This window comes from Slackia faecicanis (assembly GCF_003725295.1).
Classification (GTDB): domain Bacteria; phylum Actinomycetota; class Coriobacteriia; order Coriobacteriales; family Eggerthellaceae; genus Slackia; species Slackia faecicanis.
In genome coordinates this window covers 492,487-504,718 of sequence record NZ_QICB01000001.1, presented here as the reverse complement: position 1 = coordinate 504,718, position 12,232 = coordinate 492,487, and the positions used below count along the sequence as shown (strand labels likewise).

Genomic DNA, 12,232 nt, shown 5'->3' with positions numbered 1-12,232 from the left:
GTGAACTTCTCCCGGGGTTTCGGTGCGGCCGCCTCGCGGCGGCGGGCCGCTTGTTTTTCGCCGTCGTTCGCCGCCGTCGGTCGAAAAACGCCGCGTGCGGTTGGTATACTGTCGCTCGCCCGAAAAACGGACGATTCCATCGAAAACGAGACGAGAGGTTTGCGTCGTGGAAATACTGGTCGTGATGTGTGTGGGCGTCCTCGTGGGCGCAACGGTGTTCCCCGATTCGCTGAAGAAGGCCAACTCCACGCTGACGCTCGTCTGCACGGGCCTGCTGATCTTCTCGATGGGCGCCATGCTCGGCGGCCGCGAGGGCTTTCTCGACGAGCTCGCGCAGCTCGGCCTGGCAAGCCTCGCCTTCGCCGTGCTTCCCATCGTGTTCTCCACAGCGGCCGTCTATTTCCTGTCGCGCGCGTTCATGTCCGACATTACCAAGCGCCATGCCGAAGACGCCGAGCACGAGGCCGCCCGCGAGTCGGTCGATGCCGACGGCGGGGAAGGCGTCATGATCGCGATCGCGGTGGGCGCCCTGGCGTTCGGCGTGCTGGCGGGCCTGGCTCCGTTCGACCTCGCGCCGGTCGATTTCCTCGTCGCCCATTCCGACTGGGTGCTGCTCGCGCTCATGTTCTTCGTCGGCATCAGCGTCGGCGGAAGCAAGGGCTTGATCGGCAAGATCAAGCAGTATCACGTGCGCGTGCTCATCATCCCCTTCGGCATCGTGGTCGGCTCGGTGGCGGGCGGCCTGCTCGCGGCCGTGCTGTGCGGATTCTCGCTGCCCGTGGGCGGAGCCATCGCGTCGGGTCTGGGCTGGTACAGCCTTTCGGGCGTCATGCTGACGCAGATCGCGGGCGCCCAGGTGGGAAGCGTGACGTTTCTGGCGAACCTGCTGCGCGAGCTCATCTCGTTTTTCACCATTCCCTGGATCGCGCGTCATCTGAACTATCCCACCTGCATCGCGCCCGCCGGCGCGACGAGCGAAGACACCACGCTTCCCATGATGATCCGCTGCACCAACGGCGAAACCGTGGTGCTCTCCGTCGTCAACGGCGTGATCTGCTCGGCTCTGGTGCCCGTGCTCATCGAGTTCTTCCACGCGCTGATGTAGCGCGCCCGCCCGTGCGCCCCGGCGCGCGGGTTCTGACGAAACGGTGCCGACGCGCCGCCCGGGCCGCGTCGCCTGCGGCCGTGCTCTATACTTGCCCGCATGAGCAACGAAACCCGCATTCAAGAAATAAGGCAGGAGCTGGCAGGCGTGCCCGCGCTTCCCGGCGTGTACCTGTGGAAAGACAGCGACGGCCGCGTCATCTACGTAGGCAAGGCCAAGCAGCTGCGCGCCCGCATGAAGCAATACGTCATGGGGCAGGACGAGCGCGCCAAGATCCCGCTCATGCTGGAGCAGATAGATTCATTCGAATACATCGTGGTCGAAAACGAGCACGAATCCCTCGTGCTCGAGAAGAATCTGATCAACCAGTACGCGCCGTTTTTCAACGCCGACTTCAAGGACGATAAGAGCTATCCGTTCATCGCGATCACCAAAAGCGACGTGTTTCCCGCCATCAAGTACACGCGCGAGAAGCACGTGGCGGGCACGCGCTATTTCGGACCGTACACCGACAGCCGCGCCGCGCGCGACCTGGTGGACATCGTGCGCAAGATCGTGCCGGTCTGCGCGTCGAAGTGCGCCGAATGGCGCAGGCTCAAGCGCCGCCTGGAAACGGCGTCGGTCGAAGAGGTCCTGTCCGACGAATCGTGCCGTCCCTGCTTCGACGCCCACGTGGGGCTGGGGCCCGGCGCATGCTGCGGATGGGTGACGCCCGAGGAGTATCGCGAGAACGTCGCGCGCGTCGAACGCTTCCTGGCGGGCAATCGCCGCGAATTCGTCGACGAGCTTTCCGGGGAAATGGCCGCCGCGGCCGCCGAGCTCGATTTCGAGCGGGCGGGCCGCATCAAGGCGCGCATCGACACGATCGAGTCGCTGACGGACCGCCAGCATGCGGTGTCTTCGCGCAACCTGAACGCCGACGTCATCGGCATCGAGCGTGAGGAGACCATCGCTGGCGTGCACGTGTTCATGGTGCGCGAGGGCCGCATCGTCAACGGCAACGAATTCGTGCTCGACCGCGGCCGCGACGTGCCCGACGTGGACCTGCTGCACAATTTCTTGCTGCGCTACTACGATGCCGCCACCTCGATCCCGCACGAGGTGATCGTCGATTGCGAGCTCGAAGACGCCGAGGCCATGGAGGCGTGGCTTACCGAGAAGCTGGCAAGCCCCCACGGCGCCAAGGTGCGCTTCACGGTGCCGCAGCGCGGCGAGAAGGCCGAGCTTTTGGCCATGGCCCGCAAGAACGCGGGGCATACGCTCAGCCGCTACAAGGTGCGCACCAACTACGAGGATAAGCGCATCAACGACGCGCTCCTGCAGCTCGAAAGCGCCCTTGCACTCGACGCGCCGCCGATGCGCATCGAATGCTTCGACATCTCCACGATCCACGGGTCGTATACGGTGGCGTCGATGGTGGTGTTCACGGGCGGACGCCCCGACAAAAACCAGTACCGGCGCTTCAAGATCAAGACGCCGCTCGAAGAGGCCGACGACTTCCTGAGCATGCGCGAGGTGCTCGGCCGCCGCTACGCGCCCGAGCGCATGGCCGACGAGCGCTTCGGCAAAAAGCCCGACCTGCTGATCGTCGACGGCGGCAAGCCGCAGCTTACGGCCGCGCTGGCGCAGCTGGCCGAGCTGGGCATCGACGACATTCCCGTGGCGGGCCTTGCGAAGCGCGACGAGGAGCTGTTCGTGCCCTGGCAGGAGAGCGGCCCCGTGGTGCTGCCGAGCGGGTCGAGTTCGTTGTACCTGGTTAAACACGTGCGAGACGAAAGCCACCGCTTCGCTATCGCGTTCCATCGCGAGCTGCGCGGCAAGGGCATGACCAAATCGGTGCTCGACGACGTGACGGGACTGGGCCCCGTGCGCAAGAAGGCGCTGCTTGCGGCCATGGGGGGCTTTCGCAAACTTTGCGAAGCGAGCCTCGAAGACATCGTCGCCGCGAAGGCGGTTCCGGTCGAAGTGGCCGAAGAGGTCTACGCGGTGCTCTCGCAGTATAATGAACGACGGCTCCGTTCGGAGCGAAGCGTGTAGTCCGCCGGCCCCTGGAGAGGACCGAGCGTTCGAGAAAGAGGGTGCCCATGGGATTCGAGACCGCCGCATACGAAGGCGAAAGCGCCAATGATTTCGTCATCGTCACGGGCATGAGCGGCGCCGGCCGCACGGAGGCCATGCACGCCTTCGAAGACCTGGGGTATTTCTGCATCGACAACCTTCCGGCGAACCTGATCCCGCAGCTGCTCAGCACGGCGCGCGGCGCCTGCGAGAAGGCCCGCAAGCTCGCCGTGGTCTGCGACGCGCGCAATAAGGATTTCTTCGCCGACTTGAAAGGCGAGCTCGAAGGCCTGTCCGCGGCGGGCGTGGCGTATCGCGTGGTGTTTCTCGACGCCGACGACGACAAGCTGGTGGCGCGCTACAAGGCGAGCCGTCGCCGCCACCCCATGTGCGAAGAGGGCATGACCATCGCCCAGGGCATCGCCGCCGAGCGCGCGCTGCTGTTCTCGCTGCGCAATATGGCTCACGACGTGATCGACACGAGCGAGCTTCTGCCCATGCAGCTGCGCACGAAGATCCGCGACCTGTTCGCGGGCGTCGACGAGCGCGAGGGCCTGGCCGTCACCGTGTACTCCTTCGGGTTCAAACACGGGGCGCCGCTTGACGCCGACATGGTGATGGACGTGCGCTTCCTTCCCAATCCCTATTACGACCCCGCCCTGCGTCCGCTGACGGGCCTCGACGCGCCCGTGCGCGATTTCGTCATGTATCGCGACGAGACGGTCGAATTCCTGAAGCGCTGGCGCGAGCTGCTCGACGTGGTGATGCCGGGCTACGTGAAGGAAGGCAAGCAGCAACTGGCGATCGCAGTGGGCTGCACGGGCGGACAGCACCGCAGCGTCGCGCTGGCGGAAAGCACGGGCGACTACCTGAAAACCCGCGGCTATCGCGTCAGCGTGAGCCATCGAGACCTCGCGCTGGCCGAATCGGTGCGCTCGGCGCTCGATGGAAAGGCCGAATAGCCATGGCCGAATTCACTCCGCGCGATGTGCCGTTCGCCTACGACCCGGCGGCGACGGCCGCTTTCGCGCGCCTTCGCTCGGAAGTGGGCGATAAGGCGTTGCACGACACGGCGGCCCCCGTGAAGGCGGTCGTGATCGGCGGCGGCACGGGGGCTCCCGTGTCGATTCGCACCCTGCTCTCGCTCGAGGCCGAGGTTTCCGCGGTCGTGGCCATGGCCGACGACGGCGGCTCGACCGGCATCCTGCGCGAAGAGGCGGGCGTCTTGCCGCCGGGCGACATCCGCAAGTGCCTGGCCGCCATGGCGGCCGACGCCTCCGACCCGCTGACGCGCGCGTTCAAATACCGGTTCTCGTTCGCGCGCAACCATACGCTGGGCAACCTGATGCTGTCGGCGCTCGAAGACGCCACGGGATCGTTTCCCGAGGCCATCGCCATCTGCGAGCGCCTGCTCGGCGCGCGCGGCCACGTGTATCCTTCGACGCTGGACAAGGTGCAGCTTTCCGCCGAGACCTGCGACGGCGTGGTGCTCGAGGGCCAGGCGAAGGCGTGCAAGTCCACCACGGCGCTGCATCGCGTATGGCTCGAATCCGATACGCCGGTGCGCGCCTACGGTCCCGCCCTCGATGCGATTCGCGCGGCCGATCTGATCGTGCTCGGCCCGGGGTCGCTGTTCACGTCGATCATTCCCAACCTGTTGGTGCCGGGCGTCATCGACGCGATCAGGGAATCGAGCGGCGTGGTGGCGTTCGTGTGCTCGCTGGCCGATATGCAGGGCGAGACCTGGGGCCTTTCGGCGCGCGAGCATTTCGAGGCGCTGATGCGCCACGGCATGGACGGCCTGGTCGATTACGTGCTGGTGCACAGCCCCGAGGCATTGCGACCCGCGAATCGGGCCGACCGCATGGCCCGCGCCGTTTGCGGCGACGTGCCTCAGGCGGGGCCGTCGGCCGTACCGGCCCGGCCGTCCGACGCCATCCGTCCGGTGCGGATTTCTTACGAGGACGCCTTCGCCATCCAGCAGGCGGGCCCCGTGGTGCTCGTCCGCAACCTCGTCGATCCCTTGAGGCCCACGTGGCATGACGCGTCCGCTTTGCGCGAGGCCATGCGCACCGTGGTCCGCCTTTCCCGTCTGCGTTTGAGAAAGTAAGATTCCATGTCGTTTACCGCCGATGTCAAAGACGAGCTCACGCGCGTGGCTCCGGGGTGCAGCCATTGCGACAAGGCTACCTTGGCGGCCCTTATCCGCATCGAGGGCACGCTGTTCTTCTCGGGGCCGGGGCGCTACCGCCTGGAGGTGGCCACCGAAATCAGCTCCGTGGCGCGCTTGATCATCAAGTCGCTCCATCAGACCTACGCCCTTAAGACCGAGCTCACGGTGCGCCGCAGCGTGCTGCATAAAACCCCGAACTACCTGATTGTGGTCCCGTCTCAGCCCGGCATGGAGGAGGCCCTGCACGACCTGGGCGTCCTGGGCGATGCGGGCCTGGAGATGGGCATTCACGCCCATCTGATCGAAAAGCCCTGCTGCGAGGCGGCGTATCTGCGCGGCGCATTTCTGGGCAGCGGCTTCATCGCCGAGCCGCGCGGCGATTTCCACTTCGAGATCACGGTCGAAAACGAGGGACTGGCCGAGGGACTCGTGGCCTTGATGACCGAGCGCGGCATCAAGGCGCGCATCCTGCACCGCCGCAACTCGTATATCGTGTATCTCAAGAGCGGCACCGCCATCTCGGAGTTTCTCGCGTTCGTGGGCGCGCACCAAAGCGCGCTCGCCATGGAAAACGAGCGCGTGCGCAAAAGCGTGCGCAACGACATCAACCGCAAGGTGAACGCCGAGCTGGCCAACCAGGCCAAAAGCGCCGAGGCCGCGATCGACCAGATCGTGAGCATCCGCAAGCTGGCGGAAAGCGGCAAGATGGCCGATCTGCCGCCGGGACTGCAGGAGTTCGTGCGCCTGCGTCTGCGCTATCCCGACGCGAGCCTCAAAGAGCTCGGCGAACGGGCGAATCCGCCGCTGTCGAAATCGGCGGTGTATCATCGCGTGCGCAGGTTGGAAGACCTCGCGAAGAATCTGTGATCGCGGGCGCCGCGGGCGCCCTTTTTCGCGCGCGTCTTCGCGCGCGTCTTCGCGCGGAGGGCCGAAGGCGGGCGAGCGGGTTCGCGTCGGCGGCCGCGGGTCGGGCGAACCCGCGATGCCGCGTGCATCCGTTTCGGCTGAAACCCGCCGCTGCGAGACCGTTGCACCGCGCGCGCCCACGAAAGCCCGGGCCCGCCGCGCCGGTGACGCACCCGGCGCGGCGGGGGCCGTTGCGCCGCGCCGCCCGGCTTGCGGCTCCCGCTCCTTTCGCCCGACGCCTCGGCGGCCGATATTCCTCCTCTTGAGTATTCATGCTAAAATCCTCCTCATTTCGTCGCTTTAGTCAGAAGGAGTGATTTATGGCCGATACGACTTCCGTGAAGCCTGCGGGCGGGGAGCAGAAGCGCGAACACTTCGCGTCCCGCCTGGGCTTCATCCTCGTGGCCGCAGGCTGCGCCATCGGATTGGGCAACGTGTGGCGTTTCCCGTACATCGCGGGCGAATACGGCGGCGGCGCCTTCGTGTTGCTGTACCTGATCTTCCTGGTCATCCTGGGCCTGCCCGTCATGGTGATGGAGTTCGCCGTGGGCCGCGCCAGCCAGAAGAGCTGCGCGCAGGCCTTCGACGTCCTCGAGCCCAAGCGCCGCTTCCACTGGTTCTCCTGGTGGGGCTACATCGGATGCATGATCTTGATGATGTTCTACACTACGGTGGCGGGCTGGATGCTGGCCTACGTGCCCAAGATGGCGTCGGGTATGTTCGACGCCGGCACGGCCGAGGTCACGGGCGCGGCGTTCTCGTCGATGCTCGCGAACCCCTCCGAGCTTTTGGGCTGGATGCTCGCCGCGGTGGTCATCGGATTCCTCGTGTGCAGCCTGGGCCTGCAGAAGGGCGTCGAGCGCATCACGAAGTGGATGATGGCCATCCTGTTCGTCGCCATGATCGCGCTCTGCATCCGCTCGGTCACGCTTCCCGGCGCCGCCGAGGGCCTGGAGTTCTACCTGATCCCCGATTTCAGCCGCATGTTCGCAGGCGGCTGGGCAACGTTCGGCGAAGCGGTCTATGCGGCCATGGGCCAGGCGTTCTTCTCGCTTTCGCTCGGCATCGCCGCGATGGAGATCTTCGGCTCGAAGATCGGCCGCGAGCGCAGCCTGACGGGCGAGGCCGTCAACGTCACGCTGCTCAACACGCTCGTCGCCATCCTGGCCGGCCTGATCATCTTCCCGGCCTGCTTCGCGTATAACGTCACGCCCGACTCCGGCCCCTCGCTCGTGTTCGTCACGCTGCCCGTGGTGTTCGGCCAGATGCCGCTCGGCAACGTCTGGGGCGCGCTGTTCTTCGTGTTCATGAGCTTCGCGGCGCTGTCCACCGTCATCGCCGTATTCGAGAACCTGATCAGCTTCACCATGGACAAGTGGGCCATCGACCGCAAGCGCGCGGTGGCGATCAACGCCGTGCTCGTGGTGGTTCTGAGCCTGCCGTGCGTATTCGGCTTCAACGTGCTTTCGGGCGTGGCAGTTCCGGGCATCGGCGATATCCAGTCGATCGAGGACTTCATCGTGTCCAACAACATGCTGCCGCTTGGCGCGCTGATCTTCGTGCTGTTCTGCACGCAGCGCTTCGGCTGGGGCTGGAAGAGCTTCCTCGCCGAGGCCGATGCGGGCGAGGGCATGAAATTCCCCGCATGGAGCCGACTGTGGGTGAAGTGGGGCATTCCCGTGCTGATCGTGATCATCTTCATCATGGGCTATGCGCCGAAGGTCGCGCTCTGGCTGGGCTTGTAGCACTCGTCCGAAATCGCATACGAGAGATTCGAGGCGGCGTCGCATGGTCGGCGCCGCCTCGCCGTATACGGGGGCAGCGCCTGCGTCGTTCCCGCGGCGTTTCGTCGCAGGGCGCGTGCGCTGTGGCATAATCGGATGCTTGACGAAAGGGGATTCATGGCGACCGATGGTGAAAAGAAGAAGGCGGCATCGACCACGAAGCGCACGCTGCATTACTACTGGCAGGTCACGCGCAAGCATTTCGGCCTGTTCTCGCTGCTTATGGTTTCGACGTTTTTGTTCGTCGCCTTGCTTTCCTACGGCAATCCGTACGTGATGAGCCTGGTGGTCGATAAGGTAAGCGCGGGCCCCGTGCCTTCCGACCAGGTGTTTTCGGTGTTCGGGCCGTTCATTTTCGCGTTGATCGCGATCAACGTGTGCGGCCAGGCGGCAAGCAAGCTGCAAGACTACGCCATGTACAAGCTGCAGATCGCGGCGTCGTACGACCTGGCCACGATGAGCTTCGATGCGCTGTGCAACCAGTCCATGAGCTTTCATTCCAACCGTTTCGGCGGCACGCTGGTCAGCCAGACCGCCAAGTTCATGAGTGCCTATCAGCTGCTGCTGGAAACGATCACGTTCCCGTTTCTGCCGGTGGCCTGCTCGATTATCTTCACCTGCGCCATCCTGGCGCCGCGCGTGCCGGTGTATGTGGCGATCCTCATGGCGCTGCTCGCGCTGTACGCCTGCGTTTCCTACTATATGTATAAGCGCATCCTGCATCTCAACGAGCAGGCGGCGGGCGCGCAGAACCACCTGTCGGGCGAGCTGTCCGATTCGGTGGCCAATATCTTGGCCGTGAAGACCTACGGCCGCGAAGATTACGAGCGCGGCCTGTTCGACGCCGCGAACAAAGACGTGGTGGCGCGCGATTCGAAGCGCATGCAGGCGTCGCTTACGCGCGGCATCGTCACGGCCTGCATCGCGGTGACGATCATGGCGGCGGTGTCGGTGTTCATCGCGGGCGGCAACGCATGGTACGGCATCACGCCCGGCACGCTCGTGATGATGTTCACCTACACCTACACGGTGACCAACCAGTTCAATTTCATCAACAACGGCCTGCAGCGCTTCAACCGCGCCTTCGGCGACGCCTCCGGCATGACGGCCGCGCTCGACGAGCCGCGCCTGGTGGCCGACGCTCCCGACGCGTTCGACCTCGAAGCGCGCGAGGGCGCGATCGATTTCGCCGGCATCGGCTTCGATTACGTCGACGGAGGCGTGAAGACCCGCGTCTTCGACGGATTCGACCTGCATATTCCCGCAGGCCAGCGCGTGGGATTGGTGGGGGCGAGCGGCGCGGGCAAGACCACGCTCACCAAGCTTTTGCTGCGCCTGTCCGACATCCAGGAGGGCGGGATCGAAATCGACGGCCAGAACATCGCCGACGCCACGCAGCGCTCGCTGCGCCGCCAGATCGCCTACGTGCCGCAGGAATCGCTGCTGTTCCACCGCAGCGTGGCCGAAAACATCGCCTACGGCAGGCCCGATGCCACGATGGAGGAAATCCGCGAGGCGGCGCGGCGCGCCAACGCCCTCGAGTTCATCGAGCGCCTGCCGCAGGGCTTCGACACCGTCACGGGCGAGCGCGGCGTGAAGCTTTCGGGCGGACAGCGCCAGCGCATCGCGATCGCGCGCGCCATTCTGGCCGATTGTCCGATCCTGGTTTTGGACGAGGCTACGAGCGCGCTCGATTCCGAGAGCGAGAAGATGGTGCAAGACGCGCTGGAGGAGTTGATGCGCGGACGCACCGCGGTGGTGGTGGCCCATCGCCTGTCCACGGTGGCGGGCCTCGACCGCATCGTGGTGCTCGAGGGAGGTCGCGTCGTCGAGGACGGCCCGCACGCCGAGCTGATCGAGGCGGGCGGCGTGTATGCCGACCTGTGGAATCGCCAGACGGGGGCCTATCTCGACTAGCCTGTTCCGTCCGCTTCCGCGCCCGTTTTTCCGCCGCCCGCGCGCCCGGCGAGTTGTGGCGTTTGGACGTGCTGCGTTCCGTCGATGGAGCGAAGTGCGGTTAATTGGTACAATAAAGCGTTGATTATCAAGGAAGCGAACGCTTCGTGCGCCTCGTCGCGCGCGGCGTTTCGGGCGCACGCGCCCCTTTTCACGAACGAAGCATCGGCCCATGGGCGCCGATGTTTGTATAGCAACCATGTCGTCCGATATCAAAGGAGCATTACCGTTTTGAGCAACGAACATATCAACGGCGAAGCGAACGCCGGCAATTCCCAGAAGAGCGCGGCCGACCGTTCCGAGACGCGCCGCGCGCCTCGCAGCCAGAATCAGAACCAGGGCCAGAACCAGGGCCGCTCGCAGTCGCGCGGCGGCCAGGCCAAGCCCGCCGCCGAGGGCGCAGCCTCCGAGCAGCGCAGCCAGAACCGCCGTCGTCGCAACACGACGCGCCACAAGACCGTCTCGGTCGAGCACAAGCGTCCTCAGATCACGCCGGAAGACCAGATGGAGCAGGAAAGCTTTTCCAAGCCGCGCACGCGCAACGCCTCCAAGACCACGGGCGGCACGCGCCGTCGCGCGGGCGTGAAGAAAAACCCCGCCGCCAAGCTGAAAATCATTCCCCTGGGCGGCCTCGACGCCATCGGCAAGAACATGACCGTGTTCGAGTGCGGCGACGACATGCTGCTCGTCGACGCGGGCCTGATGTTTCCCGACGACGACCATCCGGGCATCGATTTGATCCTGCCCGACTACACCTACGTGCTCGAAAACGAGCACAAGCTGCGCGGCATCATCATCACGCACGGCCACGAAGACCACACCGGCTCGCTGCCGTATCTGATGAAGGACCTGTCCCGCAAGGTGCCGATCTACGGCACCAAGATGACGCTCGGCCTGATCGAGGGCAAGTTCAACGAGCATCGCGTGAAGGCGAAGCTCGCCGAGATCAAGGCGGGCGACGAAATCAAGCTGGGCGGCTTCATCGTCGATTTCTTCGCGGTGAACCACTCCATCCCCGGCGCCGTGGGCGTGTTCATGCAGTCCGCCGCGGGCAACGTGCTGCACACGGGCGACTTCAAGCTCGACCAGAGCCCCATCGACGGCGTGCACACCGATTTCGGCGCGCTCGCGCGTTTCTCCAAGATGGGCGTCGACCTGATGATGTCCGACTCCACGAACGCGCAGAACCCCAACTTCACGCCTTCCGAGGCCGAAGTGGGCCGCACGCTGCGCCGGATCATCGAAAACGCGAAGGGCCGCGTGATCATCGCCAGCTTCGCAAGCCATATCCACCGTCTGCAGCAGATCGCCGACGCCGCCGTGGCCAACGGCCGCAAGGTGGTCGTCACGGGCCGTTCCATGGTGCAGAACACCGATATCGCCCGTCGCCTGGGCTATCTGAAGATCCAAGACGTCGACCTGATCGACGCCTACGACCTCAAGGGCACCCCGCCCGAGAAGGTGGTCATCATGTGCACGGGCAGCCAGGGCGAGCCCCTGTCGGCCCTCGCGCGCATCGCCAACGGCGAGCACCGCACGATTCAGATCGACCAGGGCGACACCGTGATCATTTCGGCCACGCCGGTCCCCGGCAACGAGAAGGCCGTCACGCGCGTCGTCAACTCGCTCGCCAAGATCGGCTGCGAGGTCTATGACAAGAAGCGCGCTATGGTGCATGTGTCCGGCCACGCAGGCGCCGAAGAGCTCAAGCTGGTGCTTTCCATCGTGCAGCCGAAGCATTTCATGCCGGTGCACGGCGAGTCCACGCACCTGCGCGCCCATGCGCGCCTGGCCGAGGCCACGGGCGTCGACCCGCGCAAAATCTTCCTGTGCGAGAACGGCGACACGCTCGAGCTGTCCGAGGCGGGCGTCCGTTTCGGCGAGCCGGTCGAAAGCGGCATCGTCTACGTGGACGGCCTGTCGGTGGGCGACACCTCGCGCGACGTGCTCGACGAGCGCCAGGCGCTTTCCAACTACGGCATCGCGACCATCGCGGCCGCGGTCAACGTGCGCAAGAAGCAGATCGAAGGCCCGGTGCGCGTTGAAATGCGCGGCATCACCGGCGGCGACGTGGCCCAGCTGCGCCGCGAGGCCGGCGAAACCGTGAAGGGAACGCTGCGTCGCGCGCTCGACAAGGGCACCAAGGGCAAAGACCTCGAGAAGGTCTGCCGCGACGCCCTTCTCTCGCTTCTGTGGGAGCGCACCAAGCAGCGTCCCATGGTGGTGTGCGCGATCATCGAGCTGTAAACG

General features: G+C 65.4%; 8 protein-coding genes. All 8 read left to right on the top strand.

The window, feature by feature from the left end:
- Positions 1–166: 166 nt before the first annotated feature.
- The 8 genes from DMP07_RS02280 to DMP07_RS02245 all read left to right on the top strand — a co-directional run bounded on the left by DMP07_RS02280 (position 167) and on the right by DMP07_RS02245 (position 12,229).
- Positions 167–1,105, top strand: a complete 939-nt coding sequence (locus tag DMP07_RS02280; RefSeq protein ID WP_123197516.1) for a LysO family transporter — start codon at positions 167–169, stop codon at positions 1,103–1,105.
- Positions 1,106–1,204: 99 nt separating this feature from the next.
- Positions 1,205–3,142 (top strand): excinuclease ABC subunit UvrC, encoded by a 1,938-nt coding sequence (uvrC, locus tag DMP07_RS02275; protein WP_123197515.1) that lies wholly within the window; start codon positions 1,205–1,207, stop codon positions 3,140–3,142.
- 47 nt (positions 3,143–3,189) lie between these two features.
- Positions 3,190–4,125 carry an RNase adapter RapZ gene (gene rapZ, locus DMP07_RS02270; RefSeq protein ID WP_123197514.1) on the top strand — a complete coding sequence of 312 codons (936 nt, stop codon included), beginning with the start codon at positions 3,190–3,192 and terminating at the stop codon, positions 4,123–4,125.
- A 2-nt stretch (positions 4,126–4,127) separates the two neighbouring features.
- Positions 4,128–5,273, top strand: coding sequence for a gluconeogenesis factor YvcK family protein (locus DMP07_RS02265; protein WP_123197513.1), 1,146 nt, complete (start codon positions 4,128–4,130; stop codon positions 5,271–5,273).
- Between the two features lie 6 nt (positions 5,274–5,279).
- Complete coding sequence (gene whiA / locus DMP07_RS02260) at positions 5,280–6,203, top strand: DNA-binding protein WhiA (RefSeq protein ID WP_123197512.1); 924 nt, start codon at positions 5,280–5,282, stop codon at positions 6,201–6,203.
- Between the two features lie 359 nt (positions 6,204–6,562).
- Complete coding sequence (locus DMP07_RS02255) at positions 6,563–7,987, top strand: sodium-dependent transporter (protein ID WP_123197511.1); 1,425 nt, start codon at positions 6,563–6,565, stop codon at positions 7,985–7,987.
- A gap of 156 nt (positions 7,988–8,143) precedes the next feature.
- Positions 8,144–9,943 (top strand): ABC transporter ATP-binding protein, encoded by a 1,800-nt coding sequence (locus DMP07_RS02250; RefSeq protein ID WP_123197510.1) that lies wholly within the window; start codon positions 8,144–8,146, stop codon positions 9,941–9,943.
- Between the two features lie 270 nt (positions 9,944–10,213).
- Positions 10,214–12,229 carry a ribonuclease J gene (locus DMP07_RS02245; RefSeq protein WP_244594815.1) on the top strand — a complete coding sequence of 672 codons (2,016 nt, stop codon included), beginning with the start codon at positions 10,214–10,216 and terminating at the stop codon, positions 12,227–12,229.
- The last annotated feature ends 3 nt before the right edge of the window (positions 12,230–12,232 follow it).

Excerpts from the sequence above, each read along its gene's own strand:
- whiA (WP_123197512.1), top strand. The coding sequence starts at position 5,280 with ATGTCGTTTACCGCCGATGTCAAAGACGAGCTCACGCGCGTGGCTCCG.
- rapZ (WP_123197514.1), top strand. The coding sequence starts at position 3,190 with ATGGGATTCGAGACCGCCGCATACGAAGGCGAAAGCGCCAATGATTTC.
- uvrC (WP_123197515.1), top strand. The coding sequence starts at position 1,205 with ATGAGCAACGAAACCCGCATTCAAGAAATAAGGCAGGAGCTGGCAGGC.
- DMP07_RS02250 (WP_123197510.1), top strand. The coding sequence starts at position 8,144 with ATGGCGACCGATGGTGAAAAGAAGAAGGCGGCATCGACCACGAAGCGC.
- DMP07_RS02255 (WP_123197511.1), top strand. The coding sequence starts at position 6,563 with ATGGCCGATACGACTTCCGTGAAGCCTGCGGGCGGGGAGCAGAAGCGC.
- DMP07_RS02265 (WP_123197513.1), top strand. The coding sequence starts at position 4,128 with ATGGCCGAATTCACTCCGCGCGATGTGCCGTTCGCCTACGACCCGGCG.